Annotated in this window: 23 protein-coding genes and 1 other RNA gene; 23 read left to right on the top strand and 1 reads right to left on the bottom strand. The window is 51.5% G+C overall.

Features of this window, described 5'->3' with window-relative positions; genetic code table 11:
• Positions 1-2 precede the first annotated feature (2 nt).
• The 7 genes from speB to argS (AC6ESO_RS24055) all read left to right on the top strand — a co-directional run bounded on the left by speB (position 3) and on the right by argS (AC6ESO_RS24055) (position 6,537).
• Positions 3-872, top strand: a complete 870-nt coding sequence (gene speB / locus AC6ESO_RS24085) for an agmatinase (RefSeq protein ID WP_497093614.1) — start codon at positions 3-5, stop codon at positions 870-872.
• 307 nt (positions 873-1,179) lie between these two features.
• The gene (locus AC6ESO_RS24080) at positions 1,180-1,431 is read left to right on the top strand and encodes a DUF7667 family protein (protein WP_494821691.1); all 252 of its coding nucleotides are present in this window, start codon (positions 1,180-1,182) and stop codon (positions 1,429-1,431) included.
• Between the two features lie 62 nt (positions 1,432-1,493).
• Positions 1,494-2,012 carry a DNA-deoxyinosine glycosylase gene (locus tag AC6ESO_RS24075; protein ID WP_497093613.1) on the top strand — a complete coding sequence of 173 codons (519 nt, stop codon included), beginning with the start codon at positions 1,494-1,496 and terminating at the stop codon, positions 2,010-2,012.
• A 154-nt stretch (positions 2,013-2,166) separates the two neighbouring features.
• Complete coding sequence (locus tag AC6ESO_RS24070) at positions 2,167-2,289, top strand: hypothetical protein (RefSeq protein WP_497093612.1); 123 nt, start codon at positions 2,167-2,169, stop codon at positions 2,287-2,289.
• A 199-nt stretch (positions 2,290-2,488) separates the two neighbouring features.
• Positions 2,489-4,228 (top strand): arginine--tRNA ligase, encoded by a 1,740-nt coding sequence (gene argS / locus AC6ESO_RS24065; RefSeq protein WP_497093755.1) that lies wholly within the window; start codon positions 2,489-2,491, stop codon positions 4,226-4,228.
• 90 nt (positions 4,229-4,318) lie between these two features.
• Positions 4,319-4,789, top strand: coding sequence for a YwiB family protein (locus AC6ESO_RS24060; RefSeq protein ID WP_497093611.1), 471 nt, complete (start codon positions 4,319-4,321; stop codon positions 4,787-4,789).
• A gap of 68 nt (positions 4,790-4,857) precedes the next feature.
• A complete protein-coding gene (gene argS, locus AC6ESO_RS24055; protein WP_497093610.1) occupies positions 4,858-6,537 on the top strand; it encodes an arginine--tRNA ligase in 1,680 nt (559 codons plus the stop codon).
• 31 nt (positions 6,538-6,568) lie between these two features.
• On the opposite strand, the gene AC6ESO_RS24050 is transcribed toward argS (AC6ESO_RS24055), so the two are convergent.
• Entirely contained in the window at positions 6,569-7,708 is a 1,140-nt protein-coding gene (locus AC6ESO_RS24050; protein WP_497093609.1) for a S8 family peptidase, read from the bottom strand.
• A gap of 391 nt (positions 7,709-8,099) precedes the next feature.
• Between AC6ESO_RS24050 and rpoE the strand changes: the two genes are divergently transcribed.
• The 16 genes from rpoE (at position 8,100) to AC6ESO_RS23970 (ending at position 23,102) form a co-directional block, all read left to right on the top strand.
• On the top strand, positions 8,100-8,675 hold the full coding sequence (gene rpoE, locus AC6ESO_RS24045; protein ID WP_494821686.1) for a DNA-directed RNA polymerase subunit delta: 576 nt from the start codon (positions 8,100-8,102) through the stop codon (positions 8,673-8,675).
• A 210-nt stretch (positions 8,676-8,885) separates the two neighbouring features.
• The gene (gene pyrG, locus AC6ESO_RS24040) at positions 8,886-10,490 is read left to right on the top strand and encodes a CTP synthase (protein ID WP_494821685.1); all 1,605 of its coding nucleotides are present in this window, start codon (positions 8,886-8,888) and stop codon (positions 10,488-10,490) included.
• 124 nt (positions 10,491-10,614) lie between these two features.
• Positions 10,615-11,013, top strand: coding sequence for a response regulator (locus AC6ESO_RS24035; RefSeq protein ID WP_091225104.1), 399 nt, complete (start codon positions 10,615-10,617; stop codon positions 11,011-11,013).
• Between the two features lie 255 nt (positions 11,014-11,268).
• The gene (fba, locus tag AC6ESO_RS24030; protein ID WP_494821684.1) at positions 11,269-12,123 is read left to right on the top strand and encodes a class II fructose-1,6-bisphosphate aldolase; all 855 of its coding nucleotides are present in this window, start codon (positions 11,269-11,271) and stop codon (positions 12,121-12,123) included.
• Between the two features lie 190 nt (positions 12,124-12,313).
• Positions 12,314-13,561 (top strand): UDP-N-acetylglucosamine 1-carboxyvinyltransferase, encoded by a 1,248-nt coding sequence (gene murA / locus AC6ESO_RS24025; protein WP_494821683.1) that lies wholly within the window; start codon positions 12,314-12,316, stop codon positions 13,559-13,561.
• A gap of 232 nt (positions 13,562-13,793) precedes the next feature.
• Positions 13,794-15,173, top strand: coding sequence for a transcription termination factor Rho (gene rho / locus AC6ESO_RS24020; RefSeq protein ID WP_497093608.1), 1,380 nt, complete (start codon positions 13,794-13,796; stop codon positions 15,171-15,173).
• A gap of 70 nt (positions 15,174-15,243) precedes the next feature.
• Positions 15,244-16,503 carry a radical SAM family protein gene (locus tag AC6ESO_RS24015; RefSeq protein ID WP_497093607.1) on the top strand — a complete coding sequence of 420 codons (1,260 nt, stop codon included), beginning with the start codon at positions 15,244-15,246 and terminating at the stop codon, positions 16,501-16,503.
• A 131-nt stretch (positions 16,504-16,634) separates the two neighbouring features.
• On the top strand, positions 16,635-16,832 hold the full coding sequence (rpmE, locus tag AC6ESO_RS24010; RefSeq protein WP_161746059.1) for a 50S ribosomal protein L31: 198 nt from the start codon (positions 16,635-16,637) through the stop codon (positions 16,830-16,832).
• A gap of 83 nt (positions 16,833-16,915) precedes the next feature.
• Complete coding sequence (locus AC6ESO_RS24005; protein WP_497093606.1) at positions 16,916-17,305, top strand: hypothetical protein; 390 nt, start codon at positions 16,916-16,918, stop codon at positions 17,303-17,305.
• A gap of 89 nt (positions 17,306-17,394) precedes the next feature.
• Positions 17,395-17,660, top strand: an RNA gene (ffs, locus tag AC6ESO_RS24000) — signal recognition particle sRNA large type.
• 138 nt (positions 17,661-17,798) lie between these two features.
• Positions 17,799-19,256, top strand: a complete 1,458-nt coding sequence (locus AC6ESO_RS23995; protein WP_497093605.1) for an ATP-binding protein — start codon at positions 17,799-17,801, stop codon at positions 19,254-19,256.
• Positions 19,257-19,396: 140 nt separating this feature from the next.
• Positions 19,397-21,196 (top strand): DNA polymerase III subunit gamma/tau, encoded by a 1,800-nt coding sequence (dnaX, locus tag AC6ESO_RS23990; protein ID WP_497093604.1) that lies wholly within the window; start codon positions 19,397-19,399, stop codon positions 21,194-21,196.
• Between the two features lie 52 nt (positions 21,197-21,248).
• Positions 21,249-21,560, top strand: coding sequence for a YbaB/EbfC family nucleoid-associated protein (locus AC6ESO_RS23985; RefSeq protein WP_091225096.1), 312 nt, complete (start codon positions 21,249-21,251; stop codon positions 21,558-21,560).
• Positions 21,561-21,686: 126 nt separating this feature from the next.
• Complete coding sequence (gene recR / locus AC6ESO_RS23980; RefSeq protein WP_494821677.1) at positions 21,687-22,286, top strand: recombination mediator RecR; 600 nt, start codon at positions 21,687-21,689, stop codon at positions 22,284-22,286.
• A 277-nt stretch (positions 22,287-22,563) separates the two neighbouring features.
• Entirely contained in the window at positions 22,564-22,842 is a 279-nt protein-coding gene (locus AC6ESO_RS23975; RefSeq protein ID WP_497093603.1) for a YaaL family protein, read from the top strand.
• Positions 22,839-23,102, top strand: a complete 264-nt coding sequence (locus AC6ESO_RS23970) for a pro-sigmaK processing inhibitor BofA family protein (RefSeq protein WP_497093602.1) — start codon at positions 22,839-22,841, stop codon at positions 23,100-23,102. The genes AC6ESO_RS23975 and AC6ESO_RS23970 overlap by 4 nt, the downstream gene beginning before the upstream one ends.
• Positions 23,103-23,472: the final 370 nt, after the last annotated feature.

Below are 23,472 nucleotides of genomic sequence, written 5' to 3'. Positions count from 1 at the left end.
CTATGAAACTCGATCAAAAATATTCCGGCAATGTGTTTATCCTTAGCTCGGATGACTATAACACGTCCAAAGCCGTTATTTACGGTATGCCGATGGACTTTACCGTATCGTTCCGCCCAGGCTCCCGTTTCGGCCCACAGCGTATTCGCGAAGTGTCGATCGGTCTGGAAGAGTACAGCCCGTACTTGGATCGCAGCCTGGAAGATATCGAATATTTCGACGCAGGCGATTTGCTGCTGCCTTTCGGCAACGCGGCTCGCTCGCTGGAAGTGATCGGTGAATTCGTTCGCGGCGTATTGGACGACGGCAAAATGCCCGTAGGACTTGGCGGCGAGCATCTCGTATCGTGGCCGATTTTCCAAGAGGTGTACAAGAAGTATCCGGACATGGCGATCATTCACTTTGATGCCCATGCGGATCTGCGGGAGTCGTACGAAGGCGAACCGCTTTCGCACTCCACGCCGCTTCGCAAAGCAGCCGGCCTAATCGGCGGCAAGAACGTTTACCAATTCGGTATCCGTTCTGGTTCCCGCGAAGAGTGGCAGTTTGCGCGCGAGAACATCAATTTCTTCCCGTTTGAAGTGCTCGAGCCTTTGAAGAAAGTACTGCCTGAGCTTGAAGGCCGTCCTGTCTATCTGACGATCGACATCGACGTGCTGGATCCATCGGCAGCACCGGGAACGGGTACGGCGGAAGCCGGCGGCATCACGTCGAAGGAATTGATCGATGCGGTACACGCGATTGCGCGTTCCGGCGTGAACATTGTGGGCTGTGACCTTGTTGAGGTTGCACCGGCCTACGACCCTACAGAACAAACACAGATCGTCGCGGCGAAAGTCATTCGCGAAATGCTGCTTGGCTTTATTAAATAATAACGAAGGACGGGAGCAGCGCTCCCGTCCTTTTTTGTTGACCAGATAAATGAGCGGCTTAGCGTAGGGGGGACGAGTTGCGGAATACGTGCCGTCTTGTTCTTCAAACAGCGGAACCCGCTCTATTCCCCATACTAAATCAGGCTTCTTCTATTTCGGCGGTCAAGTTTCCGAGTGTCGGAATCAGCTATAAAATAACATGAAAGCACCTTCGTTTAGAGTACTACCGTATGCCCGCCGGCTTAGGGCTTCATTTTTTGGTCATAATGAATAGTAGTATTCTAACAATTGAGGGGGCGAGCAAGTTATGAGCTTATTGCCAATTCACGAGCGGCTCGCGGAGCTGTGGACGGTTCGAAGCAAGAGGCCGCTCTCAGCGGAGGAGCTGGCGGACTTTGAGCATTGCTTGGCGGTGAATGCGATGATTTGCCGGCAAGTTGCTAATTTGTACAATCTCTCGCTGCTGGCTTCGATGACAGGCGATACGGAGTGGCAGCACGACATATGTCGCAAAATCGAACGATTGACCGGAACACCGCCTGCATCGCCCCAGCTCTAGATGGGGCTTGATTAAAATGTCTCTTTCTGGTTTCCTATGGAGAAGAGGGGAGGGACTGCGTGATGAGAGTACATTCATTTCCGCCGGAGATCGGCGCTCGTGCGCGGGTGCTTGTCCTTGGCAGCATGCCGGGAACGGCTTCTCTGGCGAAGCATCAATATTACGCACATCCGCGCAACCATCTATGGCCGGTGGTGTATGGCTTGTTCGGCCTAACGCCCGCTGAGGATTACGAGGAACGGCTCGCTTTTGCCAAGGCTCGTGGCATTGCGCTCTGGGATGTGATTGCCTCCTGCCAGCGGGAGGGCAGTCTCGACGTGAACATTCGCGAGGAGCTGCCTAACGATATTCCGGGTTTGCTTGCGGAATATCCGGAGATTAACAGCATTGTTTGTAACGGGAGCAAGTCGTATGACACGTTCCTGAAGTATTTTAAGAGCTTGCCCGAGCTCAGCGCAATCACGCTGCTCAAGCTGCCCTCGACCAGTCCGATCCCGACGGCTGCCATGCGCACGACCGCAGATCGGATCGAAGCTTGGCGCATTTTGCTGCCGCATTTAATTCCGCTCGAACAGACGTAGGCAAACCTTCATAAGAGGCTTGCTTTTTTCGCGAGGTTGCATATAATAGGGAAAATACAGTCAGTTATAACAGCTACATACGATGAACGGGACAGTACCTTGCAGATCGGTGCTAGCAGCGAGCCGGGTTGGATGAATCGGTGGGTGCGGCCTATTGGCCTCACAACTTATCATCCTTGGTGAAAGCCGGTGCAGCGGCGTAAGGGAAGCGGACCCGGGAGTAGATCCATTGAACATGCAGGCAGGGCAGCTTGATCAAGCGAGTGTGCCTCTGTAAGTAGATGAATCCGGTCACCCCGTTATCGTGCTTGAGAGGTTTTCGGCATGGCCGCCGCTATTCGTTGTTTGTGCAGCCATATTGGAAACCAGAAGAGTGGTACCGCGGAAATCAACCTCCGTCTCTTTATTAGAGACGGGGGTTTTATTTGTCTCTAGAGGGTTGTGACCACATTTCGGGGAGGATGAACATGATGAACCTGTTATTGCAGTGGGCAGCCTCACAGCTGCAGCCGCATATACCATCGCTGGCCTATGAAGACATCGTGGCGCTGCTGGAGCTCCCGCCAAACCCGGAGCTTGGCGATGTCGCATTTCCTTGCTTTGCCCTGTCGCGTGAACTGAAACGTGCGCCTGCGGCAATAGCTGCAGAGCTCGCGGAGCAAATCGGAGCCGGAGCCGATTCCGGCACGTCACCGACTATTCGCGGCGAAGCCAAAGGCCCATACCTTAATCTCTTCCTCGTACGGGAAGCGTGGGCACCGAAGCTGCTCGCACCTCTGCTGCTTGCGGATTTCGGGCAATCGCAGGTCGGGACGGGACAGCGCGTCATCATCGATATGTCCTCTCCGAATATCGCCAAGCCTTTTGGCGTCGGCCATCTGCGTTCTACGATGATCGGCAACTCGCTCGCTCAAATGTACCGCAGTTCCGGCTACGAGGCTGTAACCGTCAACCACATTGGCGACTGGGGCACGCAATTCGGCAAGCTGATGGAAGCGTACATGCGCTGGGGAGACGAAGCCAAACTCAAGGAAGAACCGATTCGCGAGAGCTTGCGTTTGTACGTCCGGTTCCATGAAGAAGCGGAGCAGGACCCAACCTTGGAAGACAAGGCGCGCCACTGGTTCTGGAAGCTGGAGAACGGCGATGAGGAAGCGCATCGGTTGTGGCGTTATTTTGTATCCTTCAGCATGGAGGAATTTGACCGTGTGTATGCGCGTCTTGGCGTGCAGTTCGACTATACGCTCGGCGAGAGCTTCTATAACGATAAAATGGCTGCCGTCGTATCACGCCTGCAAGAGCTGCAGCTGCTTGAGGAAAGTAACGGTGCACAGGTTGTTCGTTTAGAGGAGGAAGGATTGCCGCCGTGTCTTATCCTCAAGTCGGATGGCACGACGATTTATCCTACCCGTGATCTGGCTACGGCGCTCTATCGGAAGAAGGAGATGGGCGGGGATTTGCTGCTGTATGTGGTAGGCGCGGAACAGAAGCTGCATTTTCAGCAGGTGTTCTCCGTCTTGAAGCGCATGGGGGAAGAAGTGGCAGACCAGTGCCGCCATCTGGCATTTGGGCTGATGAAATTCGAAGGCCGCAAAATGTCCACGCGCAGAGGGCAGGTCATCTTCCTGGATGAGGTGCTGGACGAAGCCGTATCCAAGGCGGCGGCCATTATCGCAGAGAAGAATCCTGATCTGGAGGATGCGAAGGATACCGCGGAGGCAGTGGGGATTGGCGCGATCGTATTCGGGGATTTGCTTCACCACCGGATGCTGGAGGTGGATTTCTCGCTGGATGAGGCGCTTCGCTTCGAGGGAGAGACCGGCCCTTACGTGCAATATACGGCGGCAAGAGCGTTCAAGCTGCTGGCCAAAGGGGGGCTGACGCTGGCGGAAACCGAGTCGCGCAGCTTATCCGGTGCCGTTACCGGCAGTGAGCTGGGGAGCTATCTCTCAGGGGCGGCGGCATGGGAGTGCATGAAGCTGCTGGCTGCCTATCCCGAGGCAATTGCCGGCGCACTGCGCCAGAATGAGCCGGCGGTTGTGGCGCGTTTCCTGCTGGATGCGGCCAAACGCTTCAATCGATTCTATCATCAGGAGCGCATTCTAACGGAGAATCTAGCGGAAACGGAAGCGAAGCTGCTGTTAACTGCGGCGGTTGCGGGCGTGCTTCGTTCGGGGCTGGCCTTGCTCGGACTGCGGACACCGGCACAGATCTAGAAGCGCGTCGATACGCGCAGGCATTGAAATTAGGGGTGCTCCTGTATATAGTGAGGACATAAGCATTTCAGGCGACGGGAGACCGTGATCATGACAGACAGAGCGAATGTAACGATATCGCTGCGAAGCGACATCGATGGGGAAGTGGAACAGAATACGTTTAACGGTGAGTGGTTTCGGAAAGGCTCATCCGTATTTGTCCGCTATGAGGAAACCAGCGAAGGTGAAGGCGACAGCGTCGTGCGGACGATCATTCGCTATCGCGACGGCGAGCTGAGTGTGACGCGCCGCGGCGATGTGGAGTCGCTGCAGACGTTTGTCGCAGGCACCAAGCGAACCGGCCATTATGAATCGGCGCATGCCGCCTTTCATTTGGAGACGGAGACGAAGCTGCTTTGGGTTCAGTTTGGCGATTTGACCAAGCCCGGACCGGGCGATGGCCAGTTGAAGCCGAATTTGCCTATGCTGCTCGAATGGCATTATACGCTGCTTGTTAACGATGAACCGACAGGGGAGTTCCGGCTTCGGCTGCAGGCGCAGGAGCAGGAGCCGTTGACCTAGGACCTACCTATATCGATAATGCTTTACCTTACAGATTGATAAGCGAACCAGGGGGATTGAAGAATTACATGGAAACGAATGTGATAGTAAAGCTGCATGAGCAGGTGAAAGAAGCGATCGCGGATGCGGTCGTAGCGGCAGGGCTGGCAGCCCGCGAAGAGCTTCCGGTATTTGTACTGGAAGTGCCGAAGGATAAGGCGCATGGCGATCTCGCAACGAATGCGGCGATGCAGCTGACGAAGCTTGCGAAGAAGAACCCGCGCCAAATCGCAGAAGCGATTATCGCGAACCTCGACACGAAGAAAGCTTCCATTCAAGGCGCAGAGATTGCCGGTCCCGGCTTTATCAACTTCCGGATGGACCGCAGCTACTTGTATCCGGTAGTGGGTCAAGTGCTTGCGCAAGGTGCCGACTACGGACGGATTGATACCGGAGCGGGTGAAACCGTGCAAGTGGAGTTCGTGAGCGCGAATCCGACGGGCAGCCTGCATTTGGGTCATGCTCGCGGTGCGGCAGTTGGCGACGCACTATGTAATGTGCTTGATTTTGCAGGGTACAAGGTTACTAGAGAATATTACATTAATGATGCGGGCAACCAGGTTGCTAACTTGGCGCTTTCCATTGAGGCACGCTACAAGCAAGCGCTTGGCCAAGATGCGGCAATGCCGGAAGACGGCTACCACGGCGAAGATATTATCGGTTTCGCGAAGGAACTGGCAGCTTCCGAAGGCGACCGTCTGCTATCGTTATCCGACGAAGAACGTTTCACCTTCTTCCGTGACTACGGCTTGGAGCGTGAACTGAATAAGATCAAACGCGACCTCGGCGACTTCCGCGTGGAATTCGACGTATGGTTCAGCGAAACTTCGCTGTATCAATCCGGTCAAGTCGAGCAGGCGCTGGCGGCGCTTCGCGAGCGTGGCCAAGTGTTCGAAGAAGGCGGCGCAACGTGGCTGAACACGATGGCGTACGGAGACGACAAGAATCGCGTGCTTGTGAAAAATGACGGCTCGTACACCTATTTGACGCCGGACATCGCTTACCACCGCGACAAATTCGGCCGCGGCTTCGACAAAATGATTAACATCTGGGGCGCTGACCACCACGGCTACATTCCGCGCGTGAAAGCGGCGATGGAAGCGCTGGGCAACGATCCGCAGAAGCTGGTCGTCCTCATCGCACAGATGGTGAGCTTGTTCCAGAACGGCGAGAAGGTCAAGATGTCCAAGCGGACAGGTAAAGCCGTTACGATGGAGGATCTGCGCGAGGAAGTGGGTATCGACGCGATCCGTTACTTCTTCACCATGCGTTCTATGGACTCCCATCTTGATTTTGATATGGATCTCGCGATCTCGACTTCCAACGAGAATCCGGTATTCTATGTGCAATACGCGCATGCGCGGATCTGCAGCATTTTCCGTCAGGCTGAGGAGCAAGGCATCGCGATCTTGCCGCTTGCGGAAGTGGATCTGAGCCAGCTGACAACGGAACATGAATTTGATCTTCTTCGCAAAATCGGCGAGCTGCCGCAGGAAATCGCGGAAGCCGCATCGCAATACGCGCCGCATCGCTTGATTCGCTACGTTTACGAGCTGGCGTCGCTGTTCCACAGCTACTACCGCGCAGATCGCGTTATTACCGAAGACGCTGCTCAAACCCAAGCGCGTTTCGCCCTGCTTGGTGCGACTCGCACAGCGATCGCGAACGTTCTGCGTTTGGTCGGTGTTTCCGCGCCGGAGCGCATGTAGTCCGCCTTACAAACAATCAAGGCCGCGAACCTTATCGGTCCCCGGCCTGAAGCATTCGCATTACATCGAGCTCTCCGGTGATCCGGGGAGCTTTTGTGCCCCTTAAAGGCAGCATGGAGCGTTTGACGACAGCTTTAATGTCGCTTGGCGACAATCCGGGCCGATGCGCGAGAAGCAAGGCGATGGCGCCGCTCACATGTGAAGTGGCCATCGAGGTGCCGCTCATTTCGTTGTATTTGCCCCGCAGCCAAGAGGAGAGAATCTTGTCGCCCGGCGCGTACACGTCGATATACAATCCGCGGTTGCTGAACGGGGCGATTCGCCGCATCCGGTTTGTTGCGCCGACGGCAATCGTTTGCGGATACCGCGCCGGATAGTCGATCGACTTTCGTTTGCCGTCGTTTCCGGAGGAAGCGACGATAATGACGCCTGCGTTGTAAGCGTTGGTTACTGCGGTCAGCAGCGACTTGCTCTTTGTTTTCATGCCGAAGCTCATATTCACGATGTCCATATTATTGCGCACGCACCAGTCAATGCCGAGTACGATATCAGAGACAAAGGCGCTTCCATTCTGATCGAACGCTTTCACGGGGTAGACCGTCGCACGCGGAGCGACGCCAATCATGCCATGTACCTGATTGGCTGCGGCGATCGTGCCGGCAATATGGGTGCCATGTCCGTTGTCGTCATGGGGAAGCGACCCGCGATTGAGCAGGTTGATGCCCCGGCCAAGTGATTGCTTCAAATCCGGATGGCTGAAATCAACGCCGGTATCTATGACGCCGACTTTCACGCGGTGGCCGGTGGTTGTGCTCCAAGCCAGCGGTGCTTTAATTTCCTGCACGCCCCAAGGAATGCCTTTCTCACGGATCACCGGTTTATATATGGAGGAGGAATGCACGGATAAGAGCGGGTCATTCTCGATCCAAATTCCGTCATGGGTTAGAGAGCGAAGCACATCATTGGGCACGCGCAAAGAGAAGCCTTGGATGAATGGCAAATGGCGGATGGCATCGGCTGCGCTCGACGCCGTTTTGTCGACATTCGACCATTCTTGAAGGAAGCGCTCATAGTCGCTCTTTTGCCGGAAGCGGACGATTCGTCGCTTGGCGGCCGATGTGGTAAGAGTTAATGCGCTGTGCAGCAGGCGGAGAACTGCGGATCTGTCCAAGTTGGCTTCCCCTCCATGGCGAATCATGCTGCAGTATTGTATGAACGAGCGCAACAAGCTGTATGAGCAACTTGCCTTTTTTCACATAATTAGGCTGCAAACCGTGTCATTCGCCGTACGGGCACATAGTATAGACCAAGAGTCATTAACGGGCTCTTATAACCGGAAACAGCGGCAACGCCTCATCCGGAAGGATACAGTCAAAGCGAAGGCGCCTCCTTCGCTTTTTCTTTTTGCTCTCGTAAGCAGGTACGCTTGCTTTTTCCAAAGAAATAGGTTTTACTATAATTTGATAATGGATTGCTAACGCACAAAACGATTTCACCTGCTTAGGACAGCGAAGTCGGTTTTCTAGCGTTCAAGCAGTTTGACATGAGAGGAAGTGTCCGAAATGAGCAGCGAGATTGTCTTGAAAATCGATCCTGAGCGCATCAAGGAAATGCCGATGGTTGATTTGGCATTTGAATTGCTGAAAGCGGCCAATACGCCGTTTTACTATCGCGACCTAATGATGGAGATTGCAAAAGTTCGGGGCTTTTCCCAAGATCAAATCAACCAAGTGATTGCGCAAGTATATACAGAAATTAATATCGACGGACGTTTCGCGTGCGTTGGCAGCAATATGTGGGGATTGAAACGCTGGTATCCGGTAGAGAAGAATGAGGATCCGGTCGGCAATGCGAAGCGTTCGCGTATCATCAATGATGAAGAGGACGACGACGATCTCTATCCGGACGAGGAAGAAGAAACCTACGCCGCGGAAGAGGATGACTTCGATTCTTATGATGAGGATCAAGAACTCTTCGACGAAGCCGAAGAAGAAGCGGAAGTTGACGAGGAAGTTGTCATCGACGACGAAGAGCTTGAAGAGGACGGCATTGACGACGTTGAGGGCGCAGACGGCGCGGCTGACGAAGAAGATGCTGAGGAAGACTTCGACGATGAGGAAGACGAAGAAGAGAAATAGGTTCGATTCTGCGGGACCCCAGAGTCTCTTGACATGGGGTATCCGCGCAGAGTAAACTATTGCATGGGCTTCAAGTTCGGACATGCACGCAATAAGCGAAAACAGAAAGTGCCCCGTTTATACGGGTGTCACTTTTTTCTTTTTTATGACCATTTTTCTTCGGAAATTGGAGAACCTATACTTAACATACAGGCGTGGAGGGTATCATCAGTGACTAAGTACATTTTTGTAACAGGCGGTGTCGTATCATCGCTGGGCAAAGGGATCACAGCCGCATCGCTTGGGCGTTTGCTCAAGAATCGCGGTCTTAAAGTGACGATCCAGAAGTTCGACCCGTACATCAACGTGGACCCGGGAACGATGAGTCCATACCAGCACGGTGAAGTATTCGTAACGGACGATGGTGCCGAGACGGATTTGGATTTGGGTCACTATGAGCGTTTCATAGACATCAATTTGTCGAAGAACAGCAACGTGACAACGGGCAAAATCTACTCCACCGTTATTTCGAAAGAACGTCGCGGTGAATATTTGGGCGGAACGGTTCAAGTTATTCCCCACATCACGAACGAGATCAAGGATCGCGTATTCCGTGCAGGCAAAGAAACAGGCGCGGATGTTGTTATTACGGAGATCGGCGGTACAGTTGGCGATATCGAGAGCCTTCCGTTCCTGGAAGCGATTCGTCAAATTAAGAGCGATATCGGCCGTGATAACGTGATGTACATCCACGTTACGCTGATTCCGTTCATTAAAGCGGCAGGCGAAGTAAAGACAAAGCCGACACAGCATAGCGTGAAGGAACTGAGAAGCATCGGAATTCAGCCGAATGTGATCGTTTGTCGTACGGAGCATGAGCTGGCAGACGATTTGAAACGCAAAATCGCGCTGTTCTGCGATATTGATGCCAATGCCGTCGTGGAATGCCGCGATGCATCGACGCTTTACGAAGTGCCGCTGAATCTGCGCGAGCAAGGCCTCGACGATATCGTTGTTAATCATTTGAAGCTGACCACTACTCCTCCGGATATGACGGAGTGGGAAGCACTGGTTCGCCGCGTGAAGCAGCTTAGCCGTACAACCGAAATTGCGATTGTCGGCAAGTACGTTGCGCTTCATGATGCATACTTGAGTATTGTGGAATCGCTTAGCCACGCAGGCTTCGACGCGGATGCGGATGTGAAGGTGCGCTGGGTAAATGCAGAAGAATTAACGGATCAGAACGTTGCTGATAAATTGCACGGTGTGCACGGCGTCCTGGTACCGGGCGGCTTCGGCGATCGCGGTATTGAAGGTAAAATCATTGCGATTCGTTATGCGCGCGAGAATGCAGTGCCGTTCTTCGGTATTTGCTTGGGCATGCAAGTAGCGGTCATTGAATATGCGCGAAATGTTTCGGGATTGAAGGATGCGAACAGCTCCGAAATCAACCCGCTTACGCAATATCCGGTTATTGACCTGCTGCCGGAGCAGAAGGACATTGAAGACATGGGCGGCACGATGCGCCTTGGACTATATCCTTGTAAGCTGACGCCGGGCTCTTTGTCCGCACGCGAGTACGATGATGAGCTTGTTTACGAGCGTCACCGTCACCGTTACGAGTTCAACAATGAGTACCGCGAAACGATCGAATCCGCAGGTTTGCGCATTACGGGTACATCCCCGGATGGCCGCCTGGTTGAGATGGTCGAGCTTCCGGGGCACCCGTGGTTCCTAGCGGTTCAGTTCCATCCGGAGTTTACTTCCCGTCCGAACAGACCGCAGCCTTTGTTCCGCGGTTTCGTAAGAGCGGCGCTTGAGAGAGCGGAGAAATAATCATTTGAAGTTTTTTTCCAGCAAAAGCAGGAATATGGATGACACGGCTCGAAATCATTAACGAATATGGAATTCCAATCCAATCGTGACGATGGTTGTCGTACATTCATAGGAGGGTTTCAAGTTGGAAAACAAGAAAGTCTTAATTGTCGATGATCAGAATGGTATTCGCATTTTGCTGATGGAAGTGTTCAGCAGCGAGGGCTATACTACTTTCCAAGCGCCTAACGGCAAGCTGGCACTGGAGATCGTGAGAAACGAAGCACCGGATCTTGTTTTGCTTGATATGAAAATTCCGGGTATGGACGGATTGGAAATATTGAAGCATGTCAAAGCGATCAACAAAGACATTAAAGTCATCATGATGACGGCCTATGGCGAGCTTGACATGATTAAAGAAGCGACTGATCACGGCGCGCTTATGCATTTCACCAAACCGTTCGATATCGATGAGATGCGAATGGCGGTTAACTTACAGCTGCGCAGCGAAGAAGCGGGCGGCTGGTATGCAGTAGGATCCTAAGCACAAGGATCCTGCTGTTTTTTTTGTCGAATAACAGGTGAACAAGGCTTCGATTTCCAAGACTTGTACCAAACGATTCATGATTGTGTTATAATCATTTGGTGCGATATTTGAAGCGTGTTTTCGTTATATAAGCGCATGTCTTCAATGCCGGTTGTCAGCATCCGTGCTGAGGCGGTTTTGCGAAGCGTCGCATATCAAAGACAAATTTATGAAGCGGTAAGCTTCATAAAACACTAGGAGGAGTAGAGAACCATGCCACTCGTTTCGATGAATGAATTCCTGCCAAAGGCAAAAGCAAACAAATTCGCGGTCGGCCAGTTCAACATGAACAACCTGGAGTTCGCGCAAGCGATCACAGAAGCCGCTATGGAAGAGAACTCGCCATTTATTTTTGGTGTATCCGAAGGTGCCCTTAAATATATGGGTATTGAGTACACAGTTGCTATTGCTGAAGCAGCAGCGAAGAAATCCGGTTTGCCAATCGCACTTCACCTGGATCACGGCAGCAGCTTTGAAGTTGCGATGAAATGTATCCGTGCAGGATTCTCTTCCGTTATGTTTGACGGTTCCCACTACGGACTAGAAGAAAATATCGAATTGACTAAACAAGTTGTTAAAGCGGCTCGCGCTATGGGCGTATCCGTTGAAGGCGAGCTTGGCACAATCGGCGGCGTTGAGGATGATATCAGCGTTGACGAAGAAGATGCATCGCTTGCTAAGCCGGCTGAAGCAATCCGTTTCTACGAAGAAACTGGTGTTGACTGCTTGGCGATTGCTGTTGGTACAGCACACGGTATGTACAAAGGCGAACCGAAAATTCATTATGATATCATTCAAAAAGTATCGGATGCCATTCCGGTACCGGTTGTATTGCACGGCGGTTCCGGCGTACCGGACGAAGCAATTCGTTTGTCCATCGCTGCAGGCGTAGGCAAAATCAACGTAAATACAGAGAACCAAGTAGCTTGCACGAACGCGATCCGCGAAGTGCTTGGCGCAAGTGCATCGGTTTACGATCCGCGTAAATACTTGGTACCAGCTCGTTCCGCAATGAAAGCAGTCGTTCAAGAGAAAATCCGGTTGTTCGGCAGCAGCAACCAGGCTTAACTTCCGAAAGCTATAGAATCGAACAGCCGCGTTTAGCGCGAATCAGAAGCAGGCGCTCCCGTCCGTCAAGAAATCTCTTGATAGAAGGAGCGCTTGCTTTGTGGCATATAGGGTTTAAGTTTATGTTATGCGCCGGATAGCGGCTGCTCGTTTCGTTGCTCTCTTCCGGATGGGAGGATAATAAGAACTGATGGATAAATTAATGATCCGCGGCGGACGTCCGCTGCGCGGCACCGTGCAAATCAGCGGGGCGAAGAATAGCGCAGTTGCCTTACTACCTGCCGCCATATTGGCAGAATCAACGGTCACGCTTGATAATTTGCCTCACCTTAGCGATGTGGCCGTATACAGTGAAATACTAGAAGAGCTTGGCGGACATGTACATTGGAGCGGGGACTCCATCGTTATTGATCCTTCTGCTATGCAATCCATTCCGATGCCCAACGGAAAAGTAAAGCTGCTTCGTGCATCGTATTACTTGATGGGTGCGCTGCTTGGCCGATTTGGCGAAGCGACAATCGGTTTGCCGGGCGGCTGTAATTTCGAGCCTCGCCCAATCGATCAACATATTAAAGGCTTTGAAGCGCTGGGTGCGCAAGTAACCAATGACCACGGCTCCGTACGGATTGTGGCGAAGGAATTGCGCGGTGCGAAGATTTACCTCGATGTCGTAAGTGTCGGGGCGACGATTAATATCATGCTTGCGGCCTCCCGGGCCAAGGGCTCAACCATTATCGAAAACGCGGCAAAAGAGCCTGAAATCATAGATGTAGCTACGCTTCTTAGCGCGATGGGTGCCAAGATCAAAGGCGCCGGAACAGAAACGATTCGTATTGAAGGCGTGGAGCGGCTTCATGGCTGCAGACACTCCATCATACCTGACCGAATTCAAGCAGGCACGTACATGATTGCTGCAGCGGCAACGCGCGGCGACGTATTAATTGATAATGTCATTCCGAAGCATATGGAAGCGGTAACGGCTAAGCTGCAAGAGATGGGCGTTCATGTGTATGAAATGGACGAGTCCATTCGTATTGTCGGACAGCCGAAGTATGAAGCAATTGATGTGAAAGCCCTTGTGTACCCCGGCTTTGCCACGGATTTGCAATCCCCCATGACCAGCCTGCTGACACAGACGACAGGAGTAAGCATCCTAAGTGACTATGTCTATAGCAATCGATTCAAGCATGTCCCGGAATTAACGCGTATGGGCGCTAATATTCGGGTAGAAGGCCGTTCGGCGATTGTCGAAGGCGGTGCGCTGAATGCGGCGAAAGTGCGTGCAGCGGATTTGCGTGCAGGCGCGGCGCTTGTGGTGGCGGCATTAACGGTGAGTGAAGGCGTTACGGAGATCACGGGTGTGGAATATATTGACCGAGGATATGACAATTTGGTCGAGAATTTACGGATGCTCGGCGCAGACGTTTGGCGCGAGTAGTAGAGTAGGCGGATAGCTGGAAGCTAATCCGCTATAGGAATCGGCCTCTGGAATAGAGTAGGCCGATTCCGGCAATGATGGATGAGGCTTGGAATTATTTTGTGAACGATAATAAGAGAGTATAAGTTTCACTTTATACTAAGCTTATGTTTCTGCGGAGTGAAGCGCGCTGCACCGCCATAAGGACGATGAATGCCGTTTCACCTTGAACCTTGATAAAAGTGGTGATACTATGTCTGAACTTCAGATCGCGGATCTTGAAGTAATGAAGCTCACAGAGCTTTATAAACTGGCCAAACAGCATCAAATACAGGGCTATGGCCAGCTGAAGAAGAGAGAATTGATTTTTGCTATCCTGCGCGCGCAAGCAGAGCAGAGCGGACTCATGTTTATGCAGGGTGTTCTCGAGATTTTACCGGAAGGTTTCGGATTTCTACGACCGATTAACTACTTGCCAAGTCCAGAGGACATCTACATCTCAGCCTCGCAAATCCGCAAGTTTGACCTCCGCACAGGCGATTTAGTTTCAGGCAAATGCCGAGCTCCCAAAGAAAACGAACGCTTTTTTGGATTACTTCAAGTAAATGCCGTTAATGGAGAAAGCCCCGAACACGCTGCTGAACGCCTTCATTTTCCAGCCCTTACTCCTCTCTATCCCGAAAAGAAACTAGTTCTCGAAACCGCCCAGCCTAAATTATCTACTCGGATTATGGATTTGCTTGCACCGGTCGGCCTTGGCCAACGCGGACTTATCGTAGCGCCTCCTAAAGCGGGGAAAACATTGCTGCTTAAAGAAATTGCCAACAGCATTTCCACCAATAATCCGGAAATTGAATTATTTGTACTGCTTATCGATGAGCGTCCGGAGGAAGTAACGGATATGTCTCGTTCGGTAAAAGGAGAGGTCGTTGCTTCAACGTTCGATGAATTACCTGAAAACCACATTAAAGTAGCGGAATTGGTGCTCGAGCGTGCTTTGCGGCTTGTAGAGCATAAGAAGGATGTCGTTATTTTGCTCGATAGTATTACGCGTCTTGCTCGTGCATATAACTTGGTTGTTCCTGCATCGGGACGTACGCTAAGCGGCGGTATCGACCCGGCGGCATTTCATCGTCCGAAAAGGTTTTTCGGTTCGGCGCGTAATGTGGAGGAAGGCGGCAGCTTGACGATTCTGGCAACTGCGCTTATCGAGACGGGCTCGCGTATGGATGATATTATTTATGAAGAATTTAAAGGTACGGGTAATATGGAGCTTCATCTGGACCGCAAGCTTGCGGAACGCCGTATTTTCCCTGCACTCGATATTCGGCGCTCGGGCACACGCCGCGAAGAGATGCTTTTAACCAAAGAGCAGCTGGATAAAGTATGGGCGATCCGTAAGAACATGAACGATTCCATGGAGTTTGTGGATGGCTTCCTGAAGAAGCTCGCGGATACGAAGGATAACGAGGAGTTCTTGGCCTCGCTCGATACTTCTGCCGTAACGCCTCCACCGGCGCCAAGAAACAGACCCGGTACAAGCGGGGGCAGCAGCAGACCGAGCTCAGGCTCGAGCAGCAGTGCAACAAGTGCTTCGAGAAGACCGTCAACACGTACGACACCTGTAACATAGATTGGAAGTCGTTTTGCTCACGCGGCATTTCATCATACATGCTTGAAGCAAAACTTTTAGGAGGTACACCATGAATCTCGTTTACGCAGACGAACACGGTAATTTGTTCGATCATCCCGATTGGACGGGTCTTGGCCGCAGCGGCGACATGATCGTCGAGCTGATGGAGGATGAACTCATTCCTCTTCCTGAGGGCGCAACGATGGTTGGTTTGCCGCATACGCGGCCGATCGGCATTCATAATGCGTCTGGTGAGATGCGTCCGCTGCCGGGCAACGTGCAGGCGGTTGGCGCACTTTTGCCGCAGGGCTATACTCGTCTTTGCATCCCGGGTTATATGAAGAGTGACAAGACCCATAAGCTGCCGCTCTTCGGTTATTCTGCTGTTGTTTGGAAGGAAGACGGCTTCTATGTAACTGCGCAGAAAAGCGATGATCCGGAACGCTGGAATCCACTCAATTGCGACACGACTGAACTGAATGTCGGTGTCGAGCGACTGCTTGCCAAATATCCGGAGAACCGGCTTTACAAGCATCTGTCGAATTGCGCGCTTGGCTATGAATGCTTAACCGCATCCAATACGTTTCTTCAGCGCTGGGAAGGTGCAGTGCCAGTTTCCTTCTCCTGCAATGCCGGCTGCTATGGCTGCATCTCGGAGCAACCGGACGATAGCGGCTTTGTGGCTCCGCAAACTCGCATGAACTTTAAGCCAACGGTTGAAGAAATCGTTGACGTGATGATGGAGCATCTCATTACACCGGAGTCCATTATCAGCTTCGGACAAGGCTGTGAAGGCGAACCGTCGACACAAGCCAGAATTATTATTGATGCGATGCGCGAAGTCCGCAAACGGACCTCGATGGGCTATATCAATATCAACACCAATGCGGGGCTGACGGATCACATCCGCGGTATCGTGGATGCCGGCCTTAATCTGATGCGTGTCAGTACCATTAGTGCGCTCGATGATCACTATAATGCGTACTACAAGCCGCGCGGCTACAATTTGGCGAATGTCGAGAAATCGCTTCGCTATGCAACAGATAAAGGTGTTTACACGTCCATTAACTATCTTATTTTCCCTGGCGTTACGGATCGTGAGGAAGAAATCGAAGCGATGCTCGGTTTCGTCAAACGTACGGGCCTCAAGCTCATCCAAATGCGGAATTTGAATATTGATCCGGAAAGCTATCTGGAGCTTATTCCGAAGCCGCAAGGAGAGATCTATGGCATGAAGCAAATGTTGGAAATCTTCGCGGATGAACTGCCTGATGTTGTGGTCGGATCCTACACCCACGTGCCTCCGGCGCCTGCGAAGCAGCCATTATAGAGCTTCCTTGGTAAGCATATGGTCGCCCACAAAAGCATTGCTTTCGTTAGATCGTCCATGCTATACTCTTCTTATGTATGCAATACACTCTGGATCCACATGTTGATTCAGGGCAGAAAGAGGTGAACGAGATGAAACAAGGTATTCATCCGACATACCACGTCACGACGGTAACTTGCGCTTGCGGCAATAGCTTCGAGTCTGGTTCGATCAAACAGAACCTGCGCGTAGAGATTTGCTCCAACTGTCACCCATTCTTCACGGGTAAGCAGAAGTTCCTGGATGCCGGCGGTCGCGTCGACAAATTCAAAAAGAAATACGGTATCTAAGCCTTATTGGCCGGGATTTCCGGAAATTAACAGAATACAAGAACCTCCCGCAGCCATCCTAATGGTTAAAGGGAGGTTTTTTTATGTGGAAGAAGCATGTCCTGCTTAGCGCATTAACACTCATAACTGCGATTTCGTTATCCGCATGCGGAGGAAATAAAGACGCCACCAATAATTATAATTCGAACTCCTATGGCCATGATGGTTACTTGGGGCTTTCCAACAGCAACCCGCATTTGCCCAACCGCAACGGTCAATTCCTGAATTATGATAGCGACGGGGATTTTGCGCAGCGGCAGCTGAAGAAGGTCGATGGCGTTGAAAGTGCCAACATTATGTTTCAAGGACCTGAAATGTACGTAAACGTCAAGGCTAAACCTGGCGTAGACAAAGAGAAGCTGCGGGTAAAAGCACTTGCGGTATTACGGGACAATTTCCCGCGGTATAAGGTACATGTCCGAATGGCGGGGTAGCAGTAGAATAGCCCACATGACAACCCAGTGACAACTTCCAGCCAATAGGCGGTTGCACTTTGAGATAGAACAAGCTATACTTATTTTTGCCGTGCTAGACGGGGAGGTAGCGGTGCCCTGTAGCTCGCAATCCGCTGTAGCGAGGTTGAATCCCTTTTCTGAGGTTATGCTGATGTGGGGCTGGTGTTCATGAACAGTGTTGACGGTTGGGTCCTCCGCAATGGGCGCTTGTGAACGGGTCAGGTCCGGAAGGAAGCAGCCATAAGCAGGTTAGCTCATGTGCCGGAGGAGTGCTTGACCAGAGCTGGGAGTGAAAGTGCCGTCCATGTCACATCAATCGAAGTTAGGTGCACGGTCCTAACAACAACAAACGACATCCTTGTTTGACTCGTTAAGAGTCGATAAGGATGTTTTTTTACTTTCTGGCAGGATTATCAACTTTTGTGGACGAAAGGAATAGAGACGGATTGGATCTACGTAAAGGGGATAACGCATGTACGATATACCTTCTGCTTCTATTGTTCACTTAAGTCTGCAGGCGCTTGAGAATTATTGTGCGCAGTTCGCTGGTACAATGATTGTTGTGTTGGACGAGTTCGCCCGCATGGTCCACGTAAATACGCAGTTCCTGAAAGAAACGGGCTATACGGAATCGGATCTGCTCCATACAGCTTTCCGCAGCGTTGCGGAGAGCAAGCTCTTTCGTTCTGAACCTGAACAATCAATAGAAGCGATTGTGAACCATCTGCTTCTTCCTACTCGAGAATCCATTTCGATACATATACGAAAAGCCGGCGGGGTTGTGATGCACGCAACGACCGTGCCCATTATTGCACAAACAGAGCAGGGAATTCATTGTTTGCTCTTGTTATATAATCAAGAAGTGGGGCAGGGTGCCAGCCTCATTGAACGGTTCGGGGAAACCATGCTGCAAGACGAGCATATCGGCGTAATCTTGCTTCATCCGGAGACGCTGCAAATTTTCGACATTAGTCCCCTTGCTTGCCAATTGCTTGGCGTTGCGAAGTCAGCTCTAGTAAATGAACAGCTGTCGTCATTTTTCGCAAGCGCAGAGAAGGAATATGCACTTATTTGTCAGGCGCTGGAGAGTGGGGAACCGGTTCGGAACTACCCGATCACCTGGATCCACGACGAGAAGCGAAGCGACCTGCTCATGGATGTTGGATTGCTTCGCAGCTGTGGGGAAGGTCGGGAAGGTGCCTACATCATATTTAAGGATGTCACGAATTTGCGTTCGCTCGAGACGCAAGTGCAGCGTAGCGACCGACTCGCCATGATCGGTCAAATCGCAGCGGGGGCTGCGCACGAGATTCGCAATCCGCTAACAGCGATTCGGGGCTTCCTGCAAATGTTCCGCAAAACGATGATCGAACGTGAAATGAATAAGGAAAAGGAATACACGGACATTATGTTGAACGAGCTGGACCGGATCAATCATCTTGTGGGGGAGTTTCTTTTGCTGAGTAAGCCGAAAGAAGTCATGACTAGCTCCATACAAGTGGGATCGGTGCTGCGCGACATTATGCCTGTCGTAGCAAGTGAGGCGCTGCTTTATAATGTAAACGTGATTTGGGATGAGGAGCTTGAGCTTCCTCGGGTGCTGGCAGACGCCGAGATGCTGAAGCAGGTGTTTCTGAACTTATGCAAGAACGGCATAGAAGCGATGTCTGCCGGCGGTACGCTCACCGTAAAGGGCTCCGTTGTAAGGGCAGGAAGGAAGTCGCAGCTGCTTATTGAAATTGAAGATACAGGACCGGGCATACCCGCTGATCTGATTGATAAAATATTCGATCCGTTCGTGACGACGAAACAGAACGGAACCGGTCTTGGCCTCTCGGTTTGCCAGCGAATTTTGCATGACTTCGGCGGAAGCGTCACAGCGGCGGCCAGACAGTCAGGGGCACTTCTGCAGGTCGTGCTCCCTTGTTAAACCTCGATTTGTACGTTTTCTGTTAAGGGGAAGGAAGAAACGTGCAGGGGAACGGTTTTTTTGGCTGGCGGCATCGTGTATAATAGAAGAACCGGGCGTTATTGCCCCGCGAACGAAAGCAGCCGAAAGGAACGGAACGTATGTCACATATCGCCTTATATCGTGCCTGGCGTCCGCAGACGTTCCAGGACATGGTCGGCCAGCAGCATATCATTCAAACTTTGCAGAATGCGATACGCGAAGATCGTGTATCCCATGCCTATTTATTTAACGGTCCCAGAGGAACGGGAAAAACAACCGCGGCTAAAGTCTTGGCCAAAGCCATCAATTGTGAACGTGGACCGACCACCGAACCGTGCAACGTCTGCGATGCGTGCCGGGGAATTACAGCCGGAACGATTATGGATGTTGTGGAGATCGATGCGGCATCTAACCGCGGTATAGACGAAATCAGGGATATTCGGGACAAGGTTCGCTATGCGCCTTCTGAAGTGCGCTTCAAAGTGTATATCATCGATGAAGTGCACATGCTGACGACCGAAGCATTCAACGCCCTGCTCAAGACACTCGAAGAGCCGCCGGCTCATGTGATCTTCATCTTGGCAACGACGGAACCTCATAAGCTGCCGGCTACGATTATTTCGCGCTGTCAGCGCTTTGATTTCCGTCAAGTCTCTTTGCCGGAGCAGACAGAACGTCTCCGTCAAATTTGCACGGAAGAAGGCATTCATGCTGAAGATGATGCGCTCGCTTATATTGCGAGACTGTCGGATGGCGGGATGCGGGACGCGATCAGCTTACTCGAGCAGGTGTCGGCCTACAGCGGCGAACGCATTACGCTGAACGACGCCGTGGATGTAACCGGTGGACTAGCTGCCGAGCAGTTCGAACAACTGGCGGATGCAATCAGAGCCCGTGATGCCGGGGCAGTAATGCCTCTGGTAGAAGGGCTGATGCAGGCCGGCAAGAGTGCAGATAAGTGTCTGGAGAATTTAATATACTATTTCAGGGACCTGCTTGTGTTGAAGCTCGCTCCGCAAGGGAAAGCCGCGACAGAGCGGATCGTTGATCAGGCCAAATACCGTGAGGTAGCCGAAGCGTTTAGCGCAGAGCTGCTGTTTCGTATGATAGACGTACTTAACGGCTATCAGCTTGAGATCAAGCATGCTGCACTGCCCCAAACGATATTTGAGATCGCACTTATGAAAATCTGCACCATGCAAGAGGCCGGCGGTGCACAGGCTGCCTCTTCGGCGTCTGTTGCCACAGGAGACTCCGCGGCGGGCGGCGCTTCTTCCGGAGAGGTACAGCGTCTGCAGCAGCGTATCGATGCACTGGAGCGCAAGATTGAACAGCTTGTCGCCAGCGGCGTGCGCGCGGATGCCGGCGCAGCGCCAAGCGGCGATCAGGCCGGAGGGGCGCAGCGCGGTTCGCGAGGTTCTTCGAACTTCGGTGCGAAGAGCGGCGCAGCCGGCGGGGGCACAAGCTCGATAGCCCGCGTTAAGCTGGATCCATTCCTTGCCGCGGCGGAGAGCCAGGCGACAGGGCAGGTACGCATGAGATGGAGCGACATTTTGCAGCGTGTGAAAGGGAATAATATTTCGACACATGCGTGGTTCGTGAATGGCGATCCCGTCTCGGCTGCTGATAATACAATCCTTGTTGCGTTCAAGAACTCCATTCACCGGGAAACGACAGAGAAGCCTGCCAATCGTGAGGTTATCGAACGGGCGCTGCATGAAGCGTTCAATCGGCCGATTCGTCTGGCTACCGTCATGCTGAAAGAATGGCAAACGGCAACCGAGAACGGACCTGCACCCGCAGGAGAGCTGCTCATGCTTCAGCAAGATGAAGCGGGTGCGGCGCCTTCGGAACCGGAGTGGGTTGAAGAGGCTGTTAAGCTGTTTGGCGAAGATCTTGTCGTTATTGAAGACAAGTGATGTCATGCAATGCGATTACGAATCTAACTATAATTGAGGAGTGACTTTCACGATGAACAACATGAACCAGATGATGAAGCAAGTTAAGAAAATGCAAGAGCAAATGCTTAAGGCACAAGAGGAGCTTGGAACAAAGCTAATCGAAGGTTCTGCAGGCGGCGGTGTCGTTACTGTACAAGTAAACGGCCATAAGAATGTCCAAAGCATCATTATCAAACCGGAAGCTGTTGATCCGGATGATATCGAAATGCTGCAAGACCTTGTCCTGACGGCGGTTAACGATGCACTGACTAAAGCAGATGAACTGGCAAACAAAGATATGGGCAAATTTACGGGCGGCATGAAGATCCCGGGCCTATTCTAAATTCTAAGAATCTATAGGTTCACATGTATAAATGAGCTTAGAATTCTCCGGATTGAAACGCGCTGCGTCACCAAGGCGACAGCCGTTTCACCTTGAAACGTTCCAAACGAGTAGAGGAGCTGCGCCTTGTATTATCCCGAACCGATAGCCAAACTTATTGATGCCTTCAGCCGATTGCCGGGCATCGGTCCGAAGACGGCGGCCAGACTGGCTTTTCACGTGTTGAAAATGAAGGAAGACGACGTTATAGATTTCGCGAAGTCGCTTGTTAGCGTCAAGCGTAACCTGCATTATTGCTCCGTATGCTGCAACATTACCGATACCGATCCTTGCCGGATTTGCCAGGACAAGAGCAGAGACAATTCCGTTATCTGCGTCGTTCAGGAGTCGCGGGATTTGGTTGCGATGGAGCGCACCAAGGAGTTTCAGGGACAATACCATGTCCTCCAAGGAGCGATATCGCCGATGGAGGGAATTGGCCCTGACGAGATTCGCATTGCTGAATTATTGAGACGACTGAGCGACGAACGTGTACAAGAGATGATTCTCGCAACGAATCCCAATATTGAAGGCGAAGCAACGGCGATGTACTTATCGCGGCTCGTCAAACCGTTTGGTATCAAAGTAACCCGTATTGCGCATGGGCTCCCAGTCGGGGGCGATTTGGAATATGCCGATGAGGTTACCTTGTCCAAGGCGCTTGAAGGCCGCAGAGAATTAGGATAATCATAATTGAAGACAAGCCCCGTGAGAGATTCCTCTCGCGGGGCTTTTTGTTGAAAATAAGCTTGGTATAAGTTTGATCTTCTACTAAGCTTATTTGTTCCGGAATGAAACGCGCTGCGACGCTAAAAGGAAGGCGTTAGTCGATTCACCTTGTTTGAGCCGAATGGTGTACTAAGGAAAGCTTGTTCTAATTCTCTTTCTCTCTCATACATTTCAACTATATGCCGTGCCAATTGCGAGCTGTAAGCGAAACAAAAATGAGCGAGGAGTGAATGCAATGTGGACGAAGTGGCTGCGTACGAAGAAACAGGCTGCTGCACTTAAGCATAAGAAGAGCGAGCAGGATGAACAGGTGGAGCTTTACGCGGAGATTAAGACAGCGAAACAAGAGTGGGATAATGCGTATCGGTATTTCGACAATGCGCTCGGCAAAGATCAAATTGACTACGCCATATTTGCAATAGGCGCTGCGGAGAAACGTTATGAAATGCTAATAAGAAAAGCGAAGCGGTTGCCTGTAGAATGGTCCAGTCTAAAGGGAGGTGTAAGTGGATGAAAATCATTTGGCTGGTTAGTCTAATTGTATCTTCCTTGCTCTTACTTATAGTTATGCTGAGGCATCGATTGCCACTGCAGTGGGTAAGGCGATTTTCTTTACATCTGATTGCGGCAGCTTTGACCCTGTATGTCCTCAATTATTCGGGACTGATCTCAGGAATGGAAGTGCCGTTGAATCCGATGACGATCGGGACCACCGTATTGCTCGGTATCCCGGGGATTGCATTAATCTTGGGTCTGCAAATGACCTTGTTATAGGTGGATAACATTAGTAAGCCTGAAATGTTAAAGAGCACTTGACCAAGGAGTCGCGGATATGTTAAATTAGATCTCGCGTCACACGACGGAACATGAGTTGCAAAAACAAATTAAAAAAAGTGCTTGCAATTAAACGACCGAATGTGATATATTAATCAAGTCGCCGCTGAGACATGGGCGCACAAAACACGAATTATTTGTTCCTTGAAAACTGAACAATGAGCGACCAGTCAAATGGTCATAAATCGCGAAATGAACATTTCGCAAAGCTAGTTTTTTGAATGAGCTAACAAGCGAATTCTTAAAAATGGCCAAGCCTTCGGGCTTACCACTTTTATGGAGAGTTTGATCCTGGCTCAGGACGAACGCT

Source organism: Paenibacillus rhizoryzae (assembly GCF_059686995.1).
Note: the sequence above shows the minus strand (reverse complement) of the source record. Positions and strands in the feature narration are given on the sequence as shown.

Bases quoted from the DNA above. Each gene is read 5' to 3' on its own strand.
- rho (WP_497093608.1), top strand. From the start codon at position 13,794: ATGTCTGAACTTCAGATCGCGGATCTTGAAGTAATGAAGCTCACAGAG.
- fba (WP_494821684.1), top strand. From the start codon at position 11,269: ATGCCACTCGTTTCGATGAATGAATTCCTGCCAAAGGCAAAAGCAAAC.
- AC6ESO_RS24060 (WP_497093611.1), top strand. From the start codon at position 4,319: ATGACAGACAGAGCGAATGTAACGATATCGCTGCGAAGCGACATCGAT.
- rpoE (WP_494821686.1), top strand. From the start codon at position 8,100: ATGAGCAGCGAGATTGTCTTGAAAATCGATCCTGAGCGCATCAAGGAA.
- AC6ESO_RS23970 (WP_497093602.1), top strand. From the start codon at position 22,839: ATGAAAATCATTTGGCTGGTTAGTCTAATTGTATCTTCCTTGCTCTTA.
- AC6ESO_RS23995 (WP_497093605.1), top strand. From the start codon at position 17,799: ATGTACGATATACCTTCTGCTTCTATTGTTCACTTAAGTCTGCAGGCG.
- AC6ESO_RS23975 (WP_497093603.1), top strand. From the start codon at position 22,564: ATGTGGACGAAGTGGCTGCGTACGAAGAAACAGGCTGCTGCACTTAAG.
- AC6ESO_RS24005 (WP_497093606.1), top strand. From the start codon at position 16,916: ATGTGGAAGAAGCATGTCCTGCTTAGCGCATTAACACTCATAACTGCG.
- AC6ESO_RS24015 (WP_497093607.1), top strand. From the start codon at position 15,244: ATGAATCTCGTTTACGCAGACGAACACGGTAATTTGTTCGATCATCCC.
- rpmE (WP_161746059.1), top strand. From the start codon at position 16,635: ATGAAACAAGGTATTCATCCGACATACCACGTCACGACGGTAACTTGC.
- speB (WP_497093614.1), top strand. From the start codon at position 3: ATGAAACTCGATCAAAAATATTCCGGCAATGTGTTTATCCTTAGCTCG.
- murA (WP_494821683.1), top strand. From the start codon at position 12,314: ATGGATAAATTAATGATCCGCGGCGGACGTCCGCTGCGCGGCACCGTG.
- AC6ESO_RS23985 (WP_091225096.1), top strand. From the start codon at position 21,249: ATGAACAACATGAACCAGATGATGAAGCAAGTTAAGAAAATGCAAGAG.
- AC6ESO_RS24080 (WP_494821691.1), top strand. From the start codon at position 1,180: ATGAGCTTATTGCCAATTCACGAGCGGCTCGCGGAGCTGTGGACGGTT.
- AC6ESO_RS24075 (WP_497093613.1), top strand. From the start codon at position 1,494: ATGAGAGTACATTCATTTCCGCCGGAGATCGGCGCTCGTGCGCGGGTG.
- dnaX (WP_497093604.1), top strand. From the start codon at position 19,397: ATGTCACATATCGCCTTATATCGTGCCTGGCGTCCGCAGACGTTCCAG.
- argS (WP_497093610.1), top strand. From the start codon at position 4,858: ATGGAAACGAATGTGATAGTAAAGCTGCATGAGCAGGTGAAAGAAGCG.